Origin of the sequence: Burkholderia gladioli, assembly GCF_000959725.1 — a bacterium.
Lineage (GTDB): Bacteria > Pseudomonadota > Gammaproteobacteria > Burkholderiales > Burkholderiaceae > Burkholderia > Burkholderia gladioli.
In genome coordinates, this window is sequence record NZ_CP009323.1 from 4,043,484 (window position 1) to 4,067,857 (window position 24,374).

Here is a 24,374-nt window from a genome sequence, read left to right on the forward strand (position 1 = left end):
ACGGAACCGCGCTTTACAGAACGGCGTCCTTGCGAACGCCATTGGAGGCAAAAAACCGCTTCAGCCGCACCAGCGCTTCCTGCTGAATCTGCCGCACGCGCTCGCGCGTCAGGCCCATCTCGTCGGCCAGCTCCTCGAGCGTGGCCGGCTCGATGTTGTTCAGGCCGAAACGCCGCTCGATCACGTGGCGGTGCTTGTCGGACAGGCGCGACAGCCAGGCGCGCGTGAGCGTCTCGAGCTCGCGATGCTGGACCTCGGCATCGGGCGACTGGCTCTGGTCGTCGGGCAGCAAGTCAAGCAGGCTGCTCGCCGGGTCCAGGTCGAGCGGCGCGTCGAGCGAGGCGGTGTGCTCGTTCAGCGCGAGGATGTCGGTGACTTCCTCGGCCGTCTTGCCGGTCAGGTAAGCGATGTCGTCGATGCTGGCCTCGCGGCGCTCGGCCGCCTCGCCCGTCGACATCGAATTCTTTTCCAGGTGACGCTTGGCGCGCAGCACCTGGTTCAGTTCGCGGATCACGTGCACCGGCAGCCGCACGGTGCGCGCCTGGTTCATGATGGCGCGCTCGATGCTCTGCCGGATCCACCAGGTCGCGTAGGTCGAGAAGCGGAAGCCGCGCGTCGGGTCGAACTTCTCGATCGCGTGCATCAGGCCGAGGTTGCCTTCCTCGATCAGGTCCAGGAGCGGCACGCCGCGGTTCAGGTAGCCCTTGGCGATGCTCACCACCAGCCGCAGATTGCGCTCGATCATGACCTGCCGCGCCTCGAATTCGCCGGCCTTGGCCAGTCGCGAATAGCGCTGCTCCTCCTCGACGGTCAGCAGCGGCTTGACGCTGATGCGGTTCAGGTAGTGCTGGATCGTATCGGCGGTCAGTTCCGCCTGCAGCATGGCACGGAAATCGTCGGCCTCCGGGGCACTCTCGCGGCCGCCGCTGCCCGATTCGCGCTCGCCGCCCTCGGATTCCTCCGCGTCGGACTCGCGCGCCTCGTAGTCGCGTTCGTTCTCTGCGGCATCGTCATCGTCGTCCCTCGAAGCACCAGACCGCCCCACCGATGCTTGCGTGGCACGACTGATTTTCTCAGACTCGGCTTGCGGCTCGTGGCGCTTCGATTTCGGCATGGTCGTCTCGTCTATTGAGGCGGCAGGTACTTCAGCGGATCGACAGGTTTACCCTGCCGGCGAACCTCGAAATGCAGCATCACGCGGTCGGAATCGCTGTTACCCATCTCGGCGATCTTCTGGCCTTTCGTGACGGAATCTCCCTCTTTTACCATCAAAGCGCGGTTGTGTGCATACGCCGTGAGGTAGGTTGCGTCGTGCTTGACGATAATGAGGTTGCCGTAGCCGCGCAGTCCATTGCCGGCATAGACCACGCGCCCGTCGGCGGCCGCCTTGACGGGCGTGCCCGCCGCGCCGCCGATATTGACGCCCTTGTTCTTCGAATCGTCGAACTGGTTCAGGATCGGGCCGCGCACCGGCCAGGCGAAACTGACCGAGCTCGGGCCCGCGCTGCCGGCATCGGCCGGCGCCGGAGCCGGCGCGGTCGAGGGCCCCGCGTTGGCGGGCGCGCCGTTGGCACCGTAGATCGGCGGCATGGCAGGGCCGCTCGACAGCGGCGGCACCGCCGCGTTCGAGCTGCCGGGCGGCGGCAGCGTGCCGGGCGCAGCCGCGGCGACGGCGCCGTTCGGCGGCGCCACGCGCAGCAACTGGTCGACCTCGATCTGGTTCGGGTTGGCGAGATTGTTCCAGGCCGCAATATCGCGATAGTTCTGGCCGTTCTCGAGCGCGATCCGATAGAGCGTGTCGCCCGGCTTCACGCGGTAGTAGCCCGGCGGCGGCGGGCCGAGCGGCACCGCAGGCTGCGCGGCCGCCGCGCTCGAACCCGGCGCGGTGCCGATCGCGCCCGCGCCCGAGCGGTCCACCACCGGCGCCTGGTCCATGCGCGAAGCACAGGCGGCGACGAGCAGGAGTGCGGCTGCACAGATGGCGCGCTGGCCGATTCGCTGGCCGAATGTCAGCGGAATAGTCGATTGTTTGTTTTGCATCGCGCGCAACGTAATCATCAGTGTCAAATCACTCCGGATTTTAAAGGGACAAAGAAAACGCGATCAAGCCGCGACTCCCGCCATTGGGTCGGCCCGACCCGCTCGACCAGCGTCAGGACCTGCGGCTGGCCGCTCTGCGCGCCGACCGGCGCGACCAGGCGACCGCCGACCGTCAGTTGCTCGAGCAGCGCCTGCGGCACGTCGAGCCCCGCCGCCGCGATCACGATCGCATCGAACGGCGCGGCCGACGGCAGGCCCAGGCGGCCATCGCCGTAATGCAGCCGGATGTTCGGCACGCGCAACGGCCGGAGATTTCGTTTCGCGCGTTCGAACAACGGCTTCACGCGCTCGATCGAATAGACGTCGCGCGTGAGGTGACTCAGTACGGCTGCCTGGTAACCGCAGCCGGTGCCGATTTCGAGGACCCGCTCGGGAACGCGCCCGGCGAGCGCGAGCTCGATCATGCGGGCCACCACCGAGGGCTTGGAAATCGTCTGCTGATGGCCGATCGGCAGTGCCGCATCCTCGTAGGCCTGGGCCGCCAGGCCCGGATCCACGAACAGGTGGCGCGGCACGGCGGCCATCGCCGCCAGCACGCGCGTATCGGTGACGCCGTTGGCGCGCAGCCGTTCGACCATGCGCTCGCGCACCCGTTCCGAGGTCAGGGCCAGCGCGCCCGCGACGGCGGGTTTTCCCGCACTGCCGGCAGCCGTCCCCGCCGCGTTCGCCGGTCCTTTCGCCTGGGCCGCGCCATGGCCGTGCGCGGCGCGCGCGAGGCCCGCCGGGCGGGCCGGCGAGCCGGCCACGGAGGCGCCCAGGGTCGGGCGCGCCGGCGAGCTCGGATGCCGCTCGTTCGGGCGCGCCGCGCTCTTGCGCGGTGCACGTTTCAGATCCTCGAGCGCAAGCGGAAACCGCTTGGCGCGCTCGCCGCTCATGAAGCCTCGCCCCGCGCGCGCGTCCACGCCTGCGTCGCGGCCAGTTTCTGAGAGTCGGTGAGATCGAGCTGCAGCGGCGTGATCGACACGTAGCCGTTCGCCGTGGCATGGAAATCGGTGCCCTCGCTCGAGTCGAGCGCCGCGCCCGAGGCGCCGATCCAGTAGATCGCCTCGCCGCGCGGATTGGTCTGGCGGATCACCGGCTGCGACGGATGCCGCTTGCCGAGCCGCGTCGCCTGCCAGCCCTTGATCTGCTCGTAGGGCAGGTTCGGGATGTTGACGTTGAGGAAGGGCTGGCCCGGCATCGGCCGGGCGATGAAGTGGCGGACGATCTCGGCGGCCACCCGCGCGGCCGATTCGAGTTCCACCCAGTCCTTGTCGACCAGCGAGAAGGCGATCGCCGGGATGCCGAACATGATGCCTTCGGTGGCGGCGGCGACGGTGCCGGAATACAGCGTGTCGTCGCCCATGTTCTGGCCGTTGTTGATTCCCGACACGACCAGGTCGGGCCGTTCCTCGAGCATGCCGGTCAACGCCAGGTGGACCGAGTCGGTCGGCGTGCCGTTGACGTAGTGGAAACCGCTACTCGCCGAGCGATGCAGCGACAGCGGCCGGGACAGCGTCAGGGAGTTCGAGGCCCCGCTGCAGTTCTGTTCGGGCGCCATCACGGTCACGTCGGCGAACGGCCGCAGCGCTTCGTAGAGCGCGGCCAGACCGGGCGCCAGATAACCGTCGTCGTTGCTGAGTAGGATTCGCATGCGGCGATTGTAACCGAGGAAAGATGGCGCGCGAACGACAGCCCGGGCGCCCCGGGGCCGTCTCGCGCGGCGGCTCAGATCACGCGCCGTTCGCGCAACGCGGCGATCGCCGCGGCCTCGTAGCCGAGCCCGCCGAGCACCTCGTCGGTATGCTCGCCGAGCGCCGGGCCGAGCCAGCGCGTATCGCCCGGCGTGTCGGACAGCTTCGGCGTGATGTTGGGCAGCGGGATCTCCTGTCCGTCCGGCAAGCGAAAGCGCTGGATCATCTGGCGCGCCACGAACTGCGGATCGCTGAACATGTCGGCCACGCTGTAGATCCGGCCGGCCGGCACGTCGGCCGCGTTGAGCACCGCCAGCGCGGCCTCGATGGTGCGCGGCGCGAGCCAGGCGGCGATCGCCTCGTCGATCTCGCGGGTGCGGGGCACGCGCCCGTCGTTGTGGGCGAGCGCCGGGTCGTCGGCCAGATCGGCGCGCTCGATGGCCTTCATCAGGCGCTTGAAGATCGGGTCGCTGTTGCCGCCGATCACGATGCTGCCGTCGGCGCAGGCATAGGTATTGGACGGCACGATGCCGGGAAGCGAGGCGCCGGTGCGCTCGCGCACCATGCCGTAGACGCCGTATTCGGGCACCACGCTCTCCATCATGTTGAACACGGCCTCGTAGAGCGCGACATCGACCACCTGCCCCTTGCCCCCGTTCATGTTGCGATGGTGCAGCGCCATCATCGCGCCGATCACGCCGTGCAGCGCGGCGATCGAGTCGCCGATCGAGATCCCGATGCGCGGCGGCGGCAGTTCCGGGTAGCCGGTGATGTGGCGCAGGCCGCCCATCGATTCGGCGATCGCGCCGAAACCGGGACGGTCGCGATACGGGCCGCTCTGGCCGTAACCCGACAGGCGCACCATCACCAGGCCCGGATTGTCGGCCGACAGCACCTCGTAGCCGAGGCCCAGCTTCTCGAGCAGGCCGGGCCGGAAATTCTCGATCACGATGTCCGCCTGCGAGGCGAGCTGCTGCGCGATGCGCCGGCCCTCGTCCGTCTTCAGGTTCAGCGTGACCGATTTCTTGTTGCGCGCCTGCACCGCCCACCAGAGCGAGGTGCCGCCCGCCTCGGGATAGAGCTTGCGCCACTTGCGCAGCGGGTCGCCGCCGTTGGGATCCTCGACCTTGATCACGTCGGCGCCGAATTCGGCGAACAGGCGGGCCGCGAACGGCCCCGCGATCAGCGTGCCGAACTCGAGCACCTTGACGCCCGCGAGCGGGCCTGGGGTAGCGCTCATCTGTGGAATCTCCGGAGCGGCGTGCGCCGCGTTGGGGCTTACATCGACCGGCGGTCGAGCATCGCGCGGGCGATGGTGCCCGCGTCGACGTATTCGAGTTCGCCGCCGACCGGCACGCCGCGCGCGAGCCGCGTGACGGAAAGGCCGCGCGCCTTGAGGGTCTGCCCAAGGTAATGGGCGGTCGCCTCGCCTTCGTTCGTGAAGTTGGTCGCGAGCACGACCTCCTTGACGATGCCGTCCGAGGCGCGGCGCACCAGCCGGTCGAAATGGATTTCCTTGGGACCGATGCCGTCGAGCGGGCTGAGCCGCCCCATCAGCACGAAATAGAGGCCGCGATAGGTGAGCGTCTGCTCGAGCATGATCTGGTCCGCCGGCGTCTCGACCACGCACAGCAGGCTCGGATCACGCTCGGCATCGCTGCAGACCTCGCAGATGCGCGACTCGGTGAAGGTGTTGCATTTTTCGCAGTGCTGCAGGTGCTCGGTGGCGAACAGCAGCGAGCGCCCGAGCTTCTCGGCGCCCTCCCGATCGTGCTGCATCAGGTGATACGCCATCCGCTGCGCGGATTTCGGCCCGACGCCGGGCAGCACGCGCAGCGCTTCGACAAGGGCGGACAGGGCGGAGGGCTGCTTCATGCGATACCGGTCGACGTGGGACGCCGCCTCAGAACGGCAGCTTGAAGCCCGGCGGCAGCGGCAGGCCGGAGGTCATGCCGCTCATCTTTTCCTGCGAGGTGGCTTCGGCCTTGCGGACCGCGTCGTTGAACGCCGCCGCGACCAGGTCCTCGAGCATGTCCTTGTCGTCCGCGAGCAGGCTCGGGTCGATCGCCACGCGGCGCACCTCGTTCTTGCAGGTCATGGTGACCTTCACGAGCCCGGCGCCCGACTGGCCTTCGACTTCGATGAGGGCGAGCTGCTCCTGCATCTTCTTCATGTTTTCCTGCATCTGCTGGGCTTGCTTCATCAGCCCGGCGAGTTGGCCTTTCATCATGGACGTGCTCCTTGGTGTTCGTGTGAGACCGGCGCGATCTTAGCGCCGGTTCCGGGATTAGGGAATGGGCTGCGCGCGATCAGTGCAGCGTGGGCGCGCCGCCGGCGCCGCCGGCGCCGTCGGCGGCGACCGGCTTCACCGAGCCCTCGACGATGCGCGCGCCGAAATCGCGGATCAGTTGCTGGACGAAGGGGTCGGCGCCGATCTCCTGCTCGGCCTCGCGCTGGCGCTTGGCGCGCTCGACCGCGTCGAGCGCAGCCGCGGTGCGACGCGCCGGGCCGACCTCGACGCTCAGCTCGACCGGCTTGCCGAGCGCCTCGGCGAGCGCGGTCTTCAGCTTGGCGACCTGCGCGGCATCGGCGTATTGCGGCACCGGCACCGCCAGTTTCAGCGCGCCGCCCTCGAGCGAGGTCAGCTCGCTGTTGAAGGCGAGCTGGTAGGCCACGCCCTTGAGCGGCAGGCTCGCGGCCAGTTGCGGCCATTCACCCTGGTAGCCGATCGCGTCGAGCGGCACGGCCGGCGGCAGCGGCCGCGTGTCGACCGGCGCGGGCGCCGGCTGCGGGGCCACGCGCACGTCGTCGGGACCGCTGTCGAAGACGGGAATGTAGCCGTCGTCGGGCGGCGGGCCGTAATTGTCGTCTGCCGACATCGGCAGGTAATCGTCGGGTGGAATGTCGTCCCAGGGGGGCGGCGCCGAAAGATCCGGCGACGACGCACCTACCGGCTGGGATGCGGCGGCGGCCGGCGCGGGACGCGGACGCGGCGTCGGCACGTTCACCCGCGGCGCGGGTGCGGCGGCCTTGGGGGCCGGCGCGGCTGATTTAGGCGCGGCGGCGGCACGCTCGCGATCGGAGGCGGAGGACACGCGCATGCCGCGGCTGCGCAGCACGTCCAGCGCCGCGGCGGCGCCGCCGGCGCGTGCCGGCGCCGGGCGCTCGACCACGACGGCCGGCAAAGTGGGCTGGCTTGTGATCGGTGCCGCGACAGGTTCGACGGATTCGACCGGCGCTGCGGGCTCGGATTTCGCTTCGACAGGCGCGACCACCGCCGGCTCGGGCATGGCCGGAACCTCGGCGGCAGCCGGGGCAGCGTCGGTCTGGGCGACTACGGGGGAAGCAGGAACATCGGTCGATTCCGGCGCAGGCTCGACGAGCGGCTCGGTTACCGGCGCGACGCTCGGCACCGGCTCGCTCGACGCGGCGGCTTCGACCGACGCGACCGGCACTGACACCTCGGGGGCCAGCGGCTTCGAAGGCACCGTGGCGGCCGGCGAGACCGAAGAAGCCGCCGGCTTGGCCAGCGGCTTCGGCTCGATCGCGGGCACTGCGGGCGTGGCACTCGCCGAGGAGGCTACGCGTGGTGCCGCTGCTGCACCAGCAGGTGCCGTAGCGCGCCGGTTGCCCGCCGCGGCCGGCGATACACCCGGCACCGCCCCGCCGCCGCCCGGCCCGGCCGGTTCGAAGGCGAGCATGCGCAGCAGGGTCATGGTGAAGCCGGCGTATTCATCGGGCGCGAGCCCCATCTCGCCGCGCCCGACCGTCGCGATCTGGTAATAGAGCTGCACCTGCTCGGGACTCAGCAAGTCCGCGAAACGGCGCAGGTCGCCAGCCTCAGGCCACTCGTCGAGCACCGAGGCGGGCGCGAACTGCGCCCAGGCGATCCGGTGCAACAGGCCCGCCAGATCCTGCAGGGCGGTCGAGAACGACAGGCTGCGCAGCGCCATCTCGTCTGCGATCGTCAGGATTTCAGGACCATCGGCCGCCGCGATCGCATCGAGCAGACGCACCATGTAGGTCTGGTCGAGCGCGCCGAGCATGCCCGACACGGCCGCCTCGGTCACCTCGTTGGCCGAGTAGGCGATCGCCTGGTCGGTCAGCGACAGCGCATCGCGCATGCTGCCCTGCGCCGCGCGCGCGAGCAGCCGCAGCGCCTGCGGCTCGAAGGCGACCTGCTCCTCGCCGAGGATGCGCTCGAGGTGCATGACGATATGCCCTGCCGGCATCTGCTTCAGGTTGAACTGAAGACAGCGCGACAGCACGGTGACGGGAATCTTCTGCGGATCGGTGGTGGCGAGGATGAACTTGACGTGCGGCGGCGGCTCTTCCAGCGTCTTGAGCATCGCGTTGAACGCATGGTTCGTCAGCATGTGCACTTCGTCGATCATGTAGACCTTGAAGCGCGCATCGACGGGCGCGTACACGGCGCGCTCCAGCAGCGCGGCCATTTCGTCGACGCCGCGATTGCTCGCCGCGTCCATCTCGACGTAGTCGACGAAACGCCCCTCGTCGATTTCACGGCAGGCACGGCAGACGCCGCAGGGTTGCGAGGTGATGCCGGTCTCGCAATTGAGCGCCTTGGCGAAGATCCGGGACAGCGTGGTCTTGCCGACGCCGCGCGTACCGGTAAACAGATAGGCGTGATGCAAACGCCCGCCGTCGAGCGCGTGCGTGAGCGCCCTGACGACGTGCTCCTGGCCGACGAGCGAAGCGAAATCCTTCGGACGCCACTTGCGTGCGAGAACTTGATAGGTCATCGGGAAATTGTATCAGTAACGTATGGCGTCGCCGACAGGCAAGCGGCCATCGAAATCCTCGCCGCGCGAACTCGCGCCGAGATGAACGGCGTGCGCGATGCAGCCATGTAGAACGTGGCGGGCAGGCAGGACAATCGGGATCTGGAGTAGGCGAACACGCCGCGGCGGCAGCTGATCGAACAGGAAGAAAGGGGGAAGGTGACGAGCCTGACCCTCGGCACTGGCGGAAAACGGCTGTGGCTGCTTCGTTCCCGACCTGACCAGGTTCACCGGCCCACCATGCGAGGAGGCCCGTCACGGCGAATTCTATCACCGCTTCACGCTGAACGCGACCGATTTATCGTACGCATCGCGAGACGCCGTGCCGGCCGCGCGATTCGATGCCCTGCAACGCAATCGATCCACACGAACACGCAGGAAAGGAAGGCGCGATTCATGAGCCTGATTCAGGCATTCCCGCCCGCTCGAACAATCGGAAGAATAAACAATAGGAAACTCACTTTCCGATGTGCCGCATTGCCATCGACGCGCGCCGCGATTACATGGCATTACCGCGGCGAGCGCCGCCTCTTGTATTCCGAAGCGCCTACCCCATCTCCCTGTTGTCGCCAGCAAGGGCCGACAGCCCTACTCGCGAAGCGGATACTATCGCCGCCAACGGTGGATAGCAATTTAGGCTAATATGACGCCCGAGTGACCCGCGAGCCACGGTTTGCAAGCGCTTCACGCCGCCGTGTTCCACGGGGCGGAGCTGCCTGGACCGGCAGCCGGTGCAAAGACCGGCGAGCGCAGGCAGTCCCCGAAACGAATGAGGTATTGACCAAATGAGCGAACTGATCAAACACATCAACGACGCATCGTTCGAGCAGGACGTCGTCAGATCCGACAAGCCCGTCCTGCTCGATTTCTGGGCGGAATGGTGCGGCCCCTGCAAGATGATCGCGCCGATTCTCGACGAAGTCTCGAAGGACTACGGCGACAAACTGCAGATCGCGAAGATCAACGTCGACGACAATACCGCCACCCCGGCCAAGTTCGGCGTGCGCGGCATCCCGACCCTGATCCTGTTCAAGAACGGCGTGGTCGCCGCTCAGAAGGTCGGCGCGCTGTCCAAGTCGCAGCTGACGGCCTTCCTCGACAGCCACCTGTAAATCCGTATTGCCGCAAAAAGCCTGTTGCCAACCGGCAACAGGCTTTTTGCGCAAGCGCCGAACGGCAAAGCAGGCCCGAATCGGCGTGTGCTAGAATTTCATTCGACGTCGCCATCCGACGCAAAAGTCTCTGAGCGATTCCGCTCGCCCTCCTCCCTATATCTTTCGTAGCATCTCCTCCCTGGCGGGTTCTCCGTATGCATTTATCCGAGCTCAAGTCTCTGCACGTCTCCGAATTGATCGAAATGGCCAATGGTCTGGAGATCGAAAACGCGAACCGCCTGCGCAAGCAGGAGTTGATGTTCGCCATTCTAAAAAAGCGCGCCAAGACGGGCGAGACGATTTTCGGCGACGGCACGCTCGAAGTCCTGCCGGACGGCTTCGGCTTCCTGCGCTCGCCGGAAATGTCCTACCTCGCGAGCACGGACGACATCTATATCAGCCCGTCGCAGATCCGCCGCTTCAACCTGCACACCGGCGACACCATCGAAGGTGAAGTGCGCACGCCGAAGGACGGCGAGCGCTATTTCGCGCTGGTGAAGGTCGACAAGGTGAACGGGCAGCCGCCCGAGGCCTCGAAACACAAGATCATGTTCGAGAACCTCACGCCGCTGCACCCGAACAAGCCGCTTTCGCTCGAACGCGAAATGCGCGGCGAGGAAAACGTCACGGGCCGCATCATCGACATGATCGCGCCGATCGGCAAGGGCCAGCGTGGCCTGCTGGTGGCCTCGCCGAAGTCGGGCAAGACGGTCATGCTCCAGCACATCGCGCACGCCATCAAGCAGAACCACCCGGACGTGATCCTGTTCGTGCTGCTGATCGACGAGCGCCCTGAAGAAGTGACCGAAATGCAGCGTTCGGTGGCGGGCGAAGTGATCGCCTCGACCTTCGACGAACCGGCCACGCGCCATGTGCAGGTCGCCGAAATGGTGATCGAGAAGGCCAAGCGTCTGGTGGAAATGAAGCATGACGTGGTGATCCTGCTGGACTCGATCACGCGCCTGGCCCGTGCCTACAACACCGTGATCCCGGCTTCGGGCAAGGTGCTCACGGGCGGTGTCGACGCCAACGCGCTGCAGCGTCCGAAGCGCTTCTTCGGCGCGGCGCGCAACATCGAGGAAGGCGGTTCGCTGACCATCATCGGCACGGCCCTGATCGAAACCGGCAGCCGCATGGACGACGTGATCTACGAAGAGTTCAAGGGCACCGGCAACATGGAAGTGCACCTCGAGCGCCGTCTCGCGGAAAAGCGCGTCTACCCGTCGATCAACCTGAACAAGTCGGGCACGCGTCGCGAGGAAATGCTGATCAAGCCGGACATCCTCCAGAAGATCTGGGTGCTGCGCAAGTTCATCCACGACATGGACGAAGTCGAAGCGATGGAATTCCTGCTCGACAAGATTCGCCAGACCAAGAGCAATTCGGAGTTCTTCGACCTGATGCGCCGCGGCGGCTGAAGCCCCGCCCCACCGCCGGCCATCGCGCCGGCGCCAGCAAGAGCCGCCCTTTGGGGCGGCTTTTTTGCATCCCGCCCCCTCGCATCCGCTTCAACCAGCGCAGCGGTCTATTGCGCATTCCAACCTGTACGTAAACGTACACGTTGATCTAGAATCGGCCAGGTTCCATTCGAATCGCCGCTGCCGATGCCCCGCCCCTCCGATCCCAGCCTGCTGACCGTGCGCGATGCCGCCGAGCGCCTCGGCGTCACGCCGCGCACGCTGAAGTACTACGAGGAACGCGGGCTCGTCACGCCGAGCCGCAGCGAGGGTCGCTACCGTCTCTACGACGAGGCCGACCTCGATCGTTTCTCGCGCATCCTGCGCTTGCGCGCGATCGGCTTCTCGCTGCATGGCATCACCGAGATGCTGAAACGGCCGCTGGAGCCGGCCGCCGAAAGCGGCGGGCGCCGCCGCTACTCGGAGAACTCGCTGCGCGACATCCACACGGAATTGACCGCGCAGGTCGCCCGGCTCGACGAGCGGATCGCCGCCGCGCGCCGCGAACTGCGCGAAGTCGAGACGGTGCGCGCCGAATTGCGGCACGACCTCGACTACATCGAGCGGCGCATCGCCGGCGACAATCCCGATGAACTGATCGCCAAACGCCAGGCCGCGGCAAAACAGGCCAAACCGACCCAAGCGGCGCAACCCGAGCGCCGCGCCCGGAGCCGTTCCGGCAAGCCACGCCCATGAACACGGTGGCACCCCGCCCTTCGTTCTGGCGTATCGAGACGCTGCGCGGCGAGCTGTTTCCCTGGGTGATCGCGCTGGTCACCGGCCTCGACTACTTCGACAACGCGATCTTCTCGTTCTTCGCCAGCCATATCGCCGGCGGCATCAACGCCTCGCCCGACGAACTCGTCTGGTCCTCGAGCACCTATGCGATGGCGGCCGTGCTCGGCATCCTCCAGCAGCAATGGTGGATCGATCGCGTCGGGCATCGCCGCTACGTCAGCGGCTGCATGCTGCTCTACGCGCTGGGCGCGCTCGCCGCCACCGCGGCCGACACCTCGCTGCAACTGGCCTTCGCGCGCGGCCTGCAGGGTTACTTCATCGGCCCGATGATGGGCGCCTGCCGGATCCTGATCCAGATCACCTACGCGCCGCCGCAACGGCCGCGCGCCACGCGCGCCTTCCTGATCATGCTGCTGCTCGGCACCTCGCTCGCCCCCATCGTCGGCGGCGAGCTGGTGGCGCATTTCACCTGGCGCGCGGTGTTCGCCTGCACCGTGCCGCCCGCGCTGCTGTTCTCGGCGCTGGCCTATGGCGCGCTGCCCGACAGCGGCCACGCGCCGCCCGAGGAACGCACCAACAGCCACATCTGGCCTTACGTGATGTTCGCCTTCGCGCAAGGCGCCCTGCAGATCGTGATGCAGCAGGTGCGCTACCAGTTGTTCCTGTCCTCGCCCTCGCTGATCGTGCTCAGCTTCGCCGGCTTCGCCTCGCTGGCCTGGTTCGCGCGCCAGCAGTGGAACCATCCCTCGCCGCTGGTGCGCATGTCGGCGTTCCGCCAGCGCAGCTTCCAGGTCGGCCTGCTGCTCTATGTCTTCTACTACTACATCACCACCTCGTTCAGCTACCTGAGCTCGCGCTTCCTCGAGGCCGGCCTCGGCTACCCGGTCGAGAACGCCGGGCGCCTGACCGGCACCACCTCGCTGATCGCCGCCAGCGCGCTGTTCGTCTACCTGCGCTACGCGAAACACGTCACGCGCAAAAAATGGATCATCGTGCCGGGCTTCGCGCTGGCCGCCTGCACTGCCTTCGTGATGTCGCGCATGACGCCCCAGGTCAGCGAGGCGCAATTGACCGTCCCGCTGCTGATGCGCGGGCTGTTGCTGTTGTTCATCGTGCTGCCGGTGGCGAACCTGACCTTCCGCGATTTCGCGCTCGACGACTACACGCACAGCTACCGCCTCAAGAACATCTTCAAGCAGTTGACGCTGTCCTTCGCGACCGCCTCGGTGATCATCGTCGAGCAGCATCGCGACGCGCTGCACCGCGAACGCCTGTTCGAGCAGGCCAGCCCGCTCAACCCGATCTTCGCGCAAACGCTCGACACGCTGACGCGCGGTTTCGCGGCCGCCGGTCACGCGGCGGGCGAGGCGCAGGCGCTCGCGCTCGCCTCGCTGAACCAGACCTTCCTGCGCCAGGCCGCCTTCCTCGCCTCGCTCGACGGCTTCCTGTTCGTGGCGGGCGTGGCCATCTGCGGCGGCCTGATCGCCGCCTGGCAAAAAGCGATCGATTGAGGTACCGTGCGCCTGTTTCGTCACGCCCCTCGCTCCGATGCTCTCCCGACTCTCCCGGTGGCTCGACGCGCGCCGCCGCGATCGCGCGCTGCGCAGTTTCCCGATTCCCGACCCGCTCTGGGATGACACGCTCGCCCGGCTGCCGTTCCTCGCCAAGCTGCCGGCCGCCGACCTGGCCCGCCTGCGCGAGATGACGAGCTGCTTTCTCGCCGAGAAATCCTTCTCGACCGCGCATGAACTTGAGCTGACCGAGGCCATGACGGTCGGCATCGCCGTGCAGGCCTGCCTGCCCGTGCTCAATCTCGGGCTCGACCTCTACCGCGGCTGGGTGGGCGTGGTGGTCTATCCAGGCGAGTTCGTGATCCGCAAGACCGTCGAGGACCACGACGGCGTGGTCCACGAGGTCGAGCAGGACGCCAGCGGCGAAGCCTGGCAGGGCGGCCCGGTGATCCTGTCCTGGGAGGACGTGCAGATGTCGGACGGCAGCGACGCCTACAACGTGGTGATCCACGAATTCGCGCACAAGATCGATATGATCAGCGGCGAGGCCGATGGCCATCCGCCCCTGTTTCGCCGCCTGCATGCGCCGCACCTCGACGCGACGCGCTGGGAAAACGTCTTCGACCACGCCTACGACCGTTTCTGCGACCGCGTCGACGCGGTGCCGGATCGCGCCTGGGCGCGCTTCGAGCGCAACTCGCTGATCGATCCCTATGCGGCCGACCACCCTTCCGAATTCTTCGCGGTCTGCAGCGAGGCGCTGTTCGTGCGGCCGAGCGCCTTCGAGGCGGAATTCCCCGAGCTGTACCGGCTGCTCGCGCACTATTACCGCCAGGATCCGGCCGGCACCGGCGCGCTGGCGGAGCTGCCGCCCGTCTGAAGCGCGCGACAAATCCGGGCGCCGTGCGCGAAAATCGTCAACCGCCTGATTTTCTGGCATAATCGCCGTTTTTCGACCCTAGGCAAGTGGCTCGCCAGGCATCGTTTGCGGTTCAGGACGACGCGGCGGGTTGGCTACCGCTCCATTACAGGACACATCATGAAACCTGGCATTCACCCGGATTACCGCGAAGTCGTCTTCCAAGACATGTCGAACGGCTTCAAGTTCGTGACGCGCTCGACCATCCAGACGCGCGAAACCATCGAACTCGACGGCAAGACCTACCCGCTGGCCAAGATCGAAGTCTCGTCGGAATCGCACTCGTTCTACACGGGTCAGCAAAAGATCATGGACACGGCCGGCCGCGTCGAGAAGTTCAAGAACAAGTTCGGCTCGCGCGCGAACGGCAAGGCTTCCTCGTAAGCCAGCCGCGCGAGACCCGGGCCGGCGGCAACGCCGGCCTGCATGGTCCGAACCGAAAAAAGGGCAGCCCAGGCTGCCCTTTTTTCGTCTGCGCGTGTTGCGGCACCGGGCTTGCGGCAACGCCCGTGCGCAACGTCTACAATGCCGGATGCTCGTAACACGGCAGTGCCCAGCGGCGCCGCCCGGCGCCTACTCATAACAAGCCAATCACTGCATGAAGCCTGTCGTTCGTCTCACCGCCTCCGCCACGCGCGCCCTGCCGCGCTGGCTGCTGCTCACGCTCTGCCTGGTCTACGCGGGCTTCGGCCTGTTTGCCCGCGACCCATGGAAGAACGAGGATGCCGCCGGCTTCGGCGTGATGTGGACGATGGCGGGCGGCTCGCTGCACGACTGGCTGCTGCCCAACCTGGTCGGCAAGTTCATCACCACGGACGGCCCGCTCGGCTACTGGCTCGGCGCGCTCGGCGTCGAGGCCTTCGGCCCCTGGTTCTCGGCGAGCAACGCCTCGCGGATCGCCACCGGCATCCTGTTCTGCGTGGCCTGCGCCTTCGTCTGGTACACCGCCTACCTGCTCGGCCGCCGCCCCGAGGTGCAGCCGTTCAAGTACGCCTTCGGCGGCGAGCCCGAGCCACGCGACTACGGCCGCACGCTGGCCGACGGCGCGCTGCTGGTGCTGCTGGCCTGCTTCGGGCTGGCCGAGCGCGGCCATGAAACCACCCCGCAACTGGCCCAGTTCGCCTGGGTCGCGATGCTGGTCTACGGCCTGGTGCGGCTGACCGACAAGCCGCTGCACGGCGCCACCTGGTGGGGCATCGCGGTCGGCCTGCTGCTGCTGTCCGGCAACCCGGTGCTGGCCGCCGCGCTGATCGTCGGCACCGCCGTGCTGATGCTGGCCACGCCCGAGGTCCGGCATCGCCACCTGCTGCTGGTCGGCGTGCCGATCGCCGTGCTGCTGTTCGCGCTCTGGCCGCTCGCCGCCCTCACGCTCTATCCCGACGACGCCAGCTGGTTCTTCAACCAGTGGCTGCACGGCAGCCTGATGCGCTTCTCGGGCCCGCCGACCGCGGTGCTGCGCTACGCCGCCAAGAACCTGCCGCTGTTCACCTGGCCGGCCTGGCCGCTGGCAATCTGGGCCTGGGTGAGCTGGAAGGGCTGGCGCCGCCGGCCGCACATCGCCGTGCCGCTCGCGGTGGCTGCCCCGCTGGTCGCGCTGGTGATCCTGCAGAGCCAGGAAACCAACCGCGTCTACATGCTGCTGCTGCCACCGCTGGCGGTGCTTGCCACCTTCGCCCTGCCCACCTTGAAGCGTGGCGCGATCAACGCGATCGACTGGTTCGCGGTGCTCAGCTTCACCATCCTCGGCAGCTTCGTGTGGCTGGTCTGGCTGGCCTCGATCACCGGCTTCCCGCATCCGCTGGCCCGCAACCTGGCGCGCCTGGTGCCCGGCTACGAATCGCACTTCAACATCCTCGCCTTCGCCTGCGCGCTGATCGCCACGCTCTGCTGGTGCGCGCTGGTGCGCTGGCGCATCTCGCGCCAGCCCAAGGTGCTGTGGCGCAGCGTGGTGCTCTCGGGCGCCGGCACCACCCTGATGTGGGTGCTGCTGATGACGCTGTGGCTGCCCTTCGTCAACTACAGCCGGACCTATCGCGACGTGGCGGTGCAGATCGCCGCGCACCTGCCGGCCGACTACGAGTGCATCTCGCCGGTGCGCCTAGGCGACGCGCAGATCGCCACCTTCGCCTACTTCGGCGACATGCACTTCTCCTTCACCGACGACTGCGACGTGATCCTGCGCCAGGACCCGGCCGACTACGGCGAGCCGAGCTCGATGTCGGAATACGTCTGGCGGCTGATCTGGGAAGGCCGCCGCGCGGCCGACCGCGACGAGCGCTTCCGTCTCTACGAGCGGATCGAGCGGCCCAAGACGCCGATCCGCCGTCATCCGGGACGCGGCGCCCGCATCGCGCGGGATTGAGCATGTTCGCCGACGTCCGCCGCATCGCCGGCCTCGCCTGGCCGGTGCTGATCGGCCAGCTCGCGATCATCGCCTTCGGCGTGATCGACACCGCGATGGTGGGCCGCTACTCGGCCGTCGACCTGGCCGCGCTCGGGCTCGGCTCGTCGATCTACGTGTCGGTCTTCATCGGCCTGACCGGGATCCTTTCGGCGCTGCAGCCGATCGCGGGCCAGTTGTACGGCGCGCGCCACTTCCAGGAGATCGGCGAGGAAGTGCGCCAGGCGATGTGGCTGGCGGCGATGCTGGCGGTGCCCGGCTTCCTGCTGCTGCACTTCCCGAACCTGCTGCTGCGCCTCGCGCACACGCCGCCCGAGCTGCACGACCGCACTGTCGACTACCTGCGCATCCTGTCCTTCGGGCTGCCGGCCAGCCTGATGTTCCGCATCTACAACGCGCTGACCAACGCGGCCGGCAAGCCTCGGCTGGCGATGATCCTGCAGATCGGCGCGCTGGCGCTGAAGATCCCGCTCAACATCTGGTTCATCTTCGGCGGCCTGGGCGTGCCGGCCCTGGGCGGCCCCGGCTGCGGGCTGGCCAGCACCCTGATCAACTGGGCGCTCGCGCTGATCGGCTTCACCCTGGTCACGCGGCTCAACGTGTTCGCGCCGCTGGGCATCTTCGCGCGCTTGTGCACGCCGACCTGGGAGCGCCAAAAGGCGCTGCTCAAGCTCGGCCTGCCGATGGGGCTGTCCTACCTGATCGAGGTGACCTCCTACACCTTCATGGCGCTGTTCATCGCGCATTTCGGCACCACCACGCTGGCCGGCCACCAGATTGCCGGCAACCTCGGCGCGGTGCTCTACATGACGCCGCTGTCGATCGGCATCGCCGCCTCGACCCTGGTGGCGCGCTCGCTCGGCGCCGGCCGCCCCGACGAGGGGCGGCTGCTGGCGCGGCACGGCGTGAGCTTCGCGGCGATGACCGCGATCGGCTATGCCTGCGTGGTGCTGCTGCTGCGCCAGCGCATCATCGGCGCCTACACGCCGAACCCGGCCGTGATGGCCGCCGCCCTGCCGCTGGTCACGATCGTTGCCTTCTACCACTGCGTGGACGCGATCCAGGTCACCACCGCCTTCGTGCTGCGCGCCTACAAGGTGGCGGTGGTGCCGACCGTGATCTACGCGGTCGCGCTGTGGGGCGTCGGGGTGGGCGGCGGCTACCTGCTCGGCTTCGACGTCGGCGGCTGGGTGCCGGCCGCGCTGACCGGCGCGCGCGGCTTCTGGAGCGCCAACTTCGTGAGCCTGCTGATCGCCGGCGCGGCCCTGGTGCTCTACCTGCGCCACGTCAGCCGGCGCCAGTTGCGCGACGCGGGCTGAACGACCGGCCGGGGCGTGAGCCGGAATGGCCAGGCGCCGCGCCAGCCGCCGGATTCGACCTGACGTGCGCCAAGGGGCCAGCCGCGACGGCGGCCCGAATACTTCCTGGCGAAACGATCGGCGCGATTGGCTGCGCCAAAGCCCATCCTGCCCGCGTCCCGCGGCTCCCGACCTCCCGGAAATCCACCGCCCGACTGGAGGCTTCCGTCAAACTTGGTCAAAACGGCCCGCCGCCGGCCCTTCTCCCCTTTACAGCCCCCGTCGCGATGCGCAACACTGCGCGCGCTGCCTCAAAAAGGGCACGCATTTGTCCTATGCTTGATCGCACGACATCGGCCGTTCGCATCGCATCATCGCCTGTCCGTCATAACAGCGGTTCCACCGCTCTACTGGGGAGTCCTTGCCATGCTGAAAAAACTGCTGCTGTTGCTCACCCTGTCGCTCTCGCTGGGCGCCACCTTCGCGGCGGCCGTCGAGGTCAATACCGCCGACCAGGCCGCGCTCGAATCGGTGAAGGGCCTCGGCCCGGTGAAATCCAAGGCGATCATCGACGAACGCGCCAAGAACGGCCCGTTCAAGAGCGCCGATGACCTGGCCAGCCGCGTCAAGGGGCTCGGACAGAAGTCAGTCGCCAACCTCGAGGCCGCCGGCCTGACGATCGGCGGCTCCTCGACGCCGCCGACCGGCGCCAAGGCCAGCCAGCCCGCCACGCGCGCCACCAAGACCCAGGCCGGCACCAGCACCGGCACGCCGGCGCCCGCGCCGAGCGCGACCACGCCGTCCACCTCGACCGCGCCGGCCCCGTCCACCACGGCAGGCACCACCCAGACGGGCGCGGCCGCCGCCAACGCGGCCTCGCAGCCGACCAAGCCCGCCAAGGCGAGCCGTGCCTCGCGCAAGAAGGACAAGGCGGCGGCCGCCGCCAGCGCCGCGGCGGCAGGCAGCGCCCCGGCCGCGGCAACCGCCACGACCGGCGCCTCGGAGCCCAAGGCCAAGAAGCCCAGGAAGTCGAAGAAGAGTCAGGCCGCATCGGCCGCGTCAGGCGCCTGACCCGTCGGCCCGCCGCGCGAGATGCGGCTGGCCGCGAACACAAGCCCGGCGCCGCCCTCGCGGCGCCGTTTCAGGAAGTGGGAACCCGGCATCGGAGAGAAATCATGGGTCTGCTCGATATGGTGACTGGCGCGCTAGGCGGCCAGAATGGCGGCGGCAATCAGGGCGCACTGCTCGCCGCCGCGCTCGAATTCGTCAACAACCAGCCCGGCGGGCTGAACGGCCTGATCGAGAAGTTCCGCCAGGGCGGCGTGGGCGACGTGATCGGTTCGTGGGTCGGCACCGGCGCGAACCAGCCGATCTCGCCCGACACGCTCCAGAACGTGCTCGGCTCGGACACCGTCACCTCGCTCGCCAACAAGGCCGGCGTCGATCCCTCGACGGCCTCGAACCTGCTGGCCCAGGTGCTGCCGCACCTGGTCAATCACGCCACCCCGGACGGCAACGTGCCGGCCGACGGCCAGGTCGACGCGCCGAACCTGCTCGGCACGCTCTCGCAGCTGGCCGGCCTGTTCGGCGGCGGCAACAAGACCGCCTGATTCGCCGCCAGCCCTCGTCCGCGTCCGGTCGCCAGGCCGGGGCGCGGTCGAAGGCGCGGGCCCGGGCCGCAGCCTGCCCCGGGCCCGCGGCGGCGCAACCCGCGAGCCGGCGAACCGGCCGCCCTCACGAGCCGCCGCATGGACTTCACCAGCGCCCAGGCAACCATCTCCGACGCCGCGATCCACGATCCGCTGCTCGCGCATTTCCTCTCGGCCATCCTCTTCAGCCACCCCGGCGACGCGATCAAGAAGAGCGCGCGCGCCGTCTACGGCAAGTTCGCGCGCCCCGGCAAGAACGCGGCCTGGACCTGCCGGCACGCGGGCTGCACGCGCGCCTCGATCTGGTCGCACGAGATCTCGGAAGGCAAGATCACGCGCTGCCTGGCGCGCGACATCGAGGGGCGGCGCTATGTCGACGTGCTCGCGCCGGACCTGTCGGGCAACCCCTATCGCTACGCCTTCAAGCATGTCGCGACCCGCTCGGCGACCACCTTCCTCGGCTACTGCCAGGAACACGACAACCTGCTGTTCCGCGATCTCGACAACGGCCTGACGCGCTACGACGACACCCAGCTCAACGCGCAGTACCTGCGCTCGCTGAAGAAGCGCGCCTACGAGACCGAGCGCCAGATCGCGATCTGGCAGGACATCGCCGTCGAACTGCGCCAGCTCGACGAGGCCTCGCATGCCGAGCTGGCGGCCGCGAGCGAGCGCGTCGAGCGCAACCTCGCCGAGCTGCGCGAGTCGCTCGCGCGCTGGCAACGCGTCTACGAACAGGTCCGCGCCGGCCTGGAAGCGGGCCGCCCCGCCGTCGGCTCGCGCTGCCACCAGCTCGCGGCGCCCGGCTACCTGTTCTCCGGCGTGGTGGACCTGAGCCAACCGGGCGACACCGAACCCCTCGTGGTGTTCCTGCTGAAAGCCGACTTCGCCGACGAGAGCGCCTTCTTCGTCGGCGCGCTCGACAATGCTCACGGCGACGGCATCCTCGACCATCACGATCTCGGCGCCTCGGACGGCCGACAGCAGGTCGCGCAGTACCTGCTGTCGATGAAATCCGGCTTCGTCTTCTCGCCCGATTTCGAGGCCGGGCTGCCCGAGGCCGCGCGGGCGGCCTTCCATCGCAGTCCTGATTTCGAACGGGGCTCGCTCGCATTCGACGCCGTGTATTGCGAGCGCTTCCTGTTCGGCGCCGGCTGAGCCGCCGGCAACAGCCGAAACAAGCGACGGCCGAAAAAAAACCCCGCCGAAGCGGGGTTCCCGAAGCCCTTGCCAATCGCGCGGCTTCGCCTCAGTGCACGACGCGATCGAACACGAACTCGCCGTCCTGCACGTCGACCGGGATCACATCCTTGGGCCCGAAGCGCCCGGCCAGGATCAGCTTGGCCACCGGATTCTCGATCTCCTGCTGGATCGCGCGCTTGAGCGGACGCGCGCCGAACAGCGGGTCGTAGCCGACCTTGCCGATCTGGTCGAGCGCCGCGTCGGTCACTTCCAGTTGCATGTCGAGCTTGGCCAGCCGCTCGTGCAGGCGCGCCAGCTGGATCTTCGCGATCGACTGGATGTTGCTGCGATCGAGCGCATGGAAAACCACCACGTCGTCGATCCGGTTCAGGAACTCGGGGCGGAAGTGCAGCTTGACCTCCTCCCACACCGCGTCCTTCACCGCCTCCTGGGGCGAGCCCACCATCGACTGGATCACTTGCGAACCGAGGTTCGAGGTCATCACGATCACCGTGTTCTTGAAGTCCACGGTGCGGCCCTGCCCGTCGGTCATGCGGCCATCGTCGAGCACCTGCAGCAGCACGTTGAACACGTCCGGGTGCGCCTTCTCGATCTCGTCGAGCAGGATCACGCTATACGGCTTGCGACGCACCGCTTCGGTCAGGTAACCGCCTTCCTCGTAGCCGACGTAGCCCGGCGGCGCGCCGATCAGGCGCGCGACGCTGTGCTTCTCCATGAACTCGCTCATGTCGATGCGGATCAGGTGATCCTCCGAATCGAACAGGAAGCCGGCCAGCGCCTTGCAGAGCTCGGTCTTGCCGACGCCCGTCGGGCCCAGGAACAGGAACGAGCCATAAGGCCGGTTCGGGTCCGACAGGCCCGCGCGCGAGCGGCGGATCGCATCGGCCACCGCGCTGATCGCCTCGTCCTGGCCGATCACCCGCTCATGCAGCTTTTCCTCGATATGCAGCAGCTTCTCGCGCTCGCCCTGCATCATGCGCGAGACCGGGATGCCGGTGGCACGCGACACCACCTCGGCGATCTCCTCGGTGCCGACCTGGGTGCGCAACAGCCGCGGCTTGCTCGGATTGTGCTGCTCCTGCTCCTCGGCCTGGGTAACCTGCTTGAGTTGCGCCTCGAGTTGCGGAAGCTTGCCGTATTGCAGCTCGGCCACCTTCTCGAGCTTGCCCTCGCGCTGCAGCTTGGCGATCTCGGCGCGCACCCGGTCGATATCCTCCTTGAGCTGGGCGCTGCCCTGCACGGCGGCCTTCTCGGCGGTCCAGATCTCCTCGAGGTCGGCATACTCGCGGCCCAGCCGCTCGATCTCTTCCTCGATCAGTTGCAGGCGCTTCTGCGAAGCCTCGTCCTGTTCCTTCTTGACGGCCTCGCGCTCGATCTTCAACTGGATCAGGCGACGGTCGAGCTTGTCCATCGATTCGGGCTTCGAATCGATTTCCATCTTGATCTTCGAGGCGGCCTCGTCGATCAGGTCGATCGCCTTGTCCGGCAGGAAGCGGTCGGTGATGTAGCGATGCGAGAGTTCGGCCGCGGCCACGATGGCCGGATCGGTGATGTCCACGCCGTGGTGCAGCTCGTACTTCTCCTGCAGCCCGCGCAGGATCGCGATGGTCGCCTCCACGCTCGGCTCGTCGACGATCACCTTCTGGAAGCGGCGCTCGAGCGCGGCATCCTTCTCGATGTACTTGCGGTACTCGTCGAGCGTGGTCGCGCCGATGCAGTGCAGCTCGCCGCGCGAGAGCGCCGGCTTGAGCATGTTGCCCGCGTCCATCGCGCCCTCGGCCTTGCCGGCGCCCACCATGGTATGGATCTCGTCGATGAAGACGATGGTGCGGCCTTCGTCCTTGGCGATGTCGTTGAGCACCGACTTCAGGCGTTCCTCGAACTCGCCGCGGTACTTCGCGCCGGCCAGCAGCGCGGCCATGTCGAGCGAGAGCACGCGCTTGTTCTTCAGCGTCTCGGGCACCTCGCCGTTGACGATGCGCTGCGCCAGCCCCTCGACGATGGCGGTCTTGCCCACGCCGGGCTCGCCGATCAGCACCGGGTTGTTCTTGGTGCGGCGCTGCAGGATCTGGATCGAGCGGCGGATCTCGTCGTCGCGGCCGATCACCGGATCGAGCTTGCCCGAGCGCGCGCGCTCGGTCAGGTCGACCGTGTATTTCTTGAGCGCCTCGCGCTGGCTCTCGGCATCGGCGCTGTGCACCTGCGAGCCGCCGCGCACAGCCGCGATCGCCGCTTCCAGCGCCTTGCGCGTCATGCCGTGCTGGCGCGCCAGCTTGCCGGCCTCGCCCTTGTCGTCGGACACCGCGAGCAGGAACATTTCGCTTGCGATGAAGCTGTCGTTGAGCTTCTGCGCTTCCTTGTCGGCCTGGTTCAGCAGGCCGGCCAACTCGCGGCCGATCTGGATGTCGCCGCCGGTGCCGGTGACCTGCGGCAGGCGCGAGATCGCCTCGTTCAGCGCGCCTTGCAACGCCTGCACGTGCACGCCGGTGCGCGACATCAGCGAGCGCGCCGAGCCGTCGGTCTGGCCGATCAGCGAGGCCAGCACGTGGACCGGTTCGATGTATTGATTGTCGCGGCCGGCCGCGAGGCTCTGGGCGTCGGCCAGCGCTTCCTGGAACTTGGTGGTGAGCTTGTCGATTCTCATGAAGAGACCTCCAATTTTCGAATAGCTCCAACATGAGGCTGCTTGCCGGGGTTTCAAGCGCTCGCTAGGCAAGATGTGTGCCTTGCGGCGTTCAGCCCCGCCCGGCATGGCTTGGCCGAATGGGGCCCGAGCCCGGCGAAGCGCAGGGAGCAGGCGCGGGATTCGGTCTGCCCGGGCGGCGTCCAGGCTCGATGACGGCGCCAGCCTGGCTGCGTCAGGATAGCGAGAAACGAGGCTGGATGGCGACGGACGCCGCCGTTGGGAGGAAGCGCGGGCGCTCAGGCCGGCTCGACGACGATCGGCACGATGCCGAGCGCGGCCGCCAGCGGCGAGGCGGGGCGCGAGAGTTCGGCGATCGTGTGGCGGTCCAGTTCGGAGAAGAAGGCCTCGCGCGCGGCGTACAGCACGCCCTTGAGGCGGCAATGCGGCTCGATCACGCAGGAACGGTGCTCGACGCCCTGCCCCTCGCCGCCGAAACAGCCCACCAGGGCAAAATCGCTCTCGGTGGCGCGCACCACCTCGCCGATCGTCAGCCGCCCCGAATTCGCGTTGATGCGCAGGCCGCCGTTGCGACCGCGCACGGTGTCGACCCAGCCGAGCTCGCCGAGCCGCTGCACCACCTTCATCAGGTGATTCTTCGAGATGCCGTAGGCATCCGAGATCTCCTGGATCGTCGACAGGCCTTCGCTGCGCACCGCCAGGAACAGCATCACGCGCAGCGAGTAGTCGGTGTAGTCGGTCAGTCTCATGAGCGAAGTCGATCGTGTCGTTGAGGTGCCAGCGTCGGCGGCCGCCGCCGGATACAGGCGCCTGCCGAAACGGAAA

Annotated in this window: 21 protein-coding genes and 1 other RNA gene; 11 read left to right on the plus strand and 11 right to left on the minus strand. The window is 67.9% G+C overall.

Annotation, left to right across the window (positions count from 1 at the left end):
- Positions 1 to 13: 13 nt before the first annotated feature.
- The 9 genes from rpoS to ffs form a co-directional block, all read right to left on the minus strand.
- Positions 14 to 1,114, minus strand: coding sequence for an RNA polymerase sigma factor RpoS (gene rpoS / locus BM43_RS34690; RefSeq protein ID WP_013698254.1), 1,101 nt, complete (start codon positions 1,112 to 1,114; stop codon positions 14 to 16).
- Positions 1,115 to 1,125: 11 nt separating this feature from the next.
- Positions 1,126 to 2,058 carry a peptidoglycan DD-metalloendopeptidase family protein gene (locus BM43_RS34695; RefSeq protein ID WP_036051302.1) on the minus strand — a complete coding sequence of 311 codons (933 nt, stop codon included), beginning with the start codon at positions 2,056 to 2,058 and terminating at the stop codon, positions 1,126 to 1,128.
- Between the two features lie 5 nt (positions 2,059 to 2,063).
- Positions 2,064 to 2,975, minus strand: coding sequence for a protein-L-isoaspartate(D-aspartate) O-methyltransferase (locus BM43_RS34700; RefSeq protein ID WP_013698256.1), 912 nt, complete (start codon positions 2,973 to 2,975; stop codon positions 2,064 to 2,066).
- The gene (surE, locus tag BM43_RS34705; protein WP_036051300.1) at positions 2,972 to 3,733 is read right to left on the minus strand and encodes a 5'/3'-nucleotidase SurE; all 762 of its coding nucleotides are present in this window, start codon (positions 3,731 to 3,733) and stop codon (positions 2,972 to 2,974) included. The genes BM43_RS34700 and surE overlap by 4 nt, the downstream gene beginning before the upstream one ends.
- Before the next feature lie 74 nt (positions 3,734 to 3,807).
- Positions 3,808 to 5,013, minus strand: a complete 1,206-nt coding sequence (locus tag BM43_RS34710; RefSeq protein WP_017921679.1) for a CaiB/BaiF CoA transferase family protein — start codon at positions 5,011 to 5,013, stop codon at positions 3,808 to 3,810.
- A 38-nt stretch (positions 5,014 to 5,051) separates the two neighbouring features.
- Positions 5,052 to 5,648: a recombination mediator RecR gene (gene recR, locus BM43_RS34715; protein WP_036051298.1), complete on the minus strand. Its 597-nt coding sequence runs from the start codon at positions 5,646 to 5,648 to the stop codon at positions 5,052 to 5,054.
- Positions 5,649 to 5,676: 28 nt separating this feature from the next.
- Positions 5,677 to 6,003, minus strand: a complete 327-nt coding sequence (locus BM43_RS34720; protein WP_013698260.1) for a YbaB/EbfC family nucleoid-associated protein — start codon at positions 6,001 to 6,003, stop codon at positions 5,677 to 5,679.
- 79 nt (positions 6,004 to 6,082) lie between these two features.
- A complete protein-coding gene (locus BM43_RS34725; RefSeq protein ID WP_036051297.1) occupies positions 6,083 to 8,536 on the minus strand; it encodes a DNA polymerase III subunit gamma/tau in 2,454 nt (817 codons plus the stop codon).
- A 197-nt stretch (positions 8,537 to 8,733) separates the two neighbouring features.
- Positions 8,734 to 8,832, minus strand: an RNA gene (gene ffs, locus BM43_RS37890) — signal recognition particle sRNA small type.
- 528 nt (positions 8,833 to 9,360) lie between these two features.
- Here ffs and trxA point away from each other — a divergent pair.
- The 11 genes from trxA to BM43_RS34780 all read left to right on the plus strand — a co-directional run bounded on the left by trxA (position 9,361) and on the right by BM43_RS34780 (position 20,860).
- A complete protein-coding gene (gene trxA / locus BM43_RS34730; protein ID WP_013698262.1) occupies positions 9,361 to 9,687 on the plus strand; it encodes a thioredoxin TrxA in 327 nt (108 codons plus the stop codon).
- Positions 9,688 to 9,884: 197 nt separating this feature from the next.
- Positions 9,885 to 11,147, plus strand: coding sequence for a transcription termination factor Rho (rho, locus tag BM43_RS34735; RefSeq protein WP_006402347.1), 1,263 nt, complete (start codon positions 9,885 to 9,887; stop codon positions 11,145 to 11,147).
- Between the two features lie 186 nt (positions 11,148 to 11,333).
- On the plus strand, positions 11,334 to 11,882 hold the full coding sequence (locus BM43_RS34740) for a MerR family transcriptional regulator (RefSeq protein ID WP_036051296.1): 549 nt from the start codon (positions 11,334 to 11,336) through the stop codon (positions 11,880 to 11,882).
- Positions 11,879 to 13,435 carry an MFS transporter gene (locus BM43_RS34745; RefSeq protein WP_036051295.1) on the plus strand — a complete coding sequence of 519 codons (1,557 nt, stop codon included), beginning with the start codon at positions 11,879 to 11,881 and terminating at the stop codon, positions 13,433 to 13,435. The genes BM43_RS34740 and BM43_RS34745 overlap by 4 nt, the downstream gene beginning before the upstream one ends.
- Positions 13,436 to 13,472: 37 nt before the next feature.
- A complete protein-coding gene (locus BM43_RS34750; protein WP_036051294.1) occupies positions 13,473 to 14,315 on the plus strand; it encodes a M90 family metallopeptidase in 843 nt (280 codons plus the stop codon).
- A gap of 159 nt (positions 14,316 to 14,474) precedes the next feature.
- Positions 14,475 to 14,738 (plus strand): type B 50S ribosomal protein L31, encoded by a 264-nt coding sequence (locus BM43_RS34755; protein ID WP_013698266.1) that lies wholly within the window; start codon positions 14,475 to 14,477, stop codon positions 14,736 to 14,738.
- A gap of 214 nt (positions 14,739 to 14,952) precedes the next feature.
- Positions 14,953 to 16,716 carry an ArnT family glycosyltransferase gene (locus tag BM43_RS34760; RefSeq protein ID WP_036039620.1) on the plus strand — a complete coding sequence of 588 codons (1,764 nt, stop codon included), beginning with the start codon at positions 14,953 to 14,955 and terminating at the stop codon, positions 16,714 to 16,716.
- Between the two features lie 2 nt (positions 16,717 to 16,718).
- Complete coding sequence (locus BM43_RS34765) at positions 16,719 to 18,074, plus strand: MATE family efflux transporter (RefSeq protein ID WP_036051292.1); 1,356 nt, start codon at positions 16,719 to 16,721, stop codon at positions 18,072 to 18,074.
- A 405-nt stretch (positions 18,075 to 18,479) separates the two neighbouring features.
- Positions 18,480 to 19,124: a ComEA family DNA-binding protein gene (locus BM43_RS34770; RefSeq protein ID WP_036051290.1), complete on the plus strand. Its 645-nt coding sequence runs from the start codon at positions 18,480 to 18,482 to the stop codon at positions 19,122 to 19,124.
- 104 nt (positions 19,125 to 19,228) lie between these two features.
- Positions 19,229 to 19,663, plus strand: a complete 435-nt coding sequence (locus BM43_RS34775) for a YidB family protein (protein ID WP_013698270.1) — start codon at positions 19,229 to 19,231, stop codon at positions 19,661 to 19,663.
- Between the two features lie 138 nt (positions 19,664 to 19,801).
- The gene (locus BM43_RS34780) at positions 19,802 to 20,860 is read left to right on the plus strand and encodes a hypothetical protein (RefSeq protein ID WP_036051288.1); all 1,059 of its coding nucleotides are present in this window, start codon (positions 19,802 to 19,804) and stop codon (positions 20,858 to 20,860) included.
- A gap of 91 nt (positions 20,861 to 20,951) precedes the next feature.
- Here BM43_RS34780 and clpB read toward each other — a convergent pair whose 3' ends face one another.
- Both clpB and BM43_RS34790 read right to left on the minus strand, forming a co-directional pair.
- Positions 20,952 to 23,549, minus strand: a complete 2,598-nt coding sequence (gene clpB / locus BM43_RS34785) for an ATP-dependent chaperone ClpB (protein ID WP_036051287.1) — start codon at positions 23,547 to 23,549, stop codon at positions 20,952 to 20,954.
- Between the two features lie 278 nt (positions 23,550 to 23,827).
- A complete protein-coding gene (locus BM43_RS34790; protein WP_013698272.1) occupies positions 23,828 to 24,298 on the minus strand; it encodes an Rrf2 family transcriptional regulator in 471 nt (156 codons plus the stop codon).
- Positions 24,299 to 24,374 lie beyond the last annotated feature (76 nt).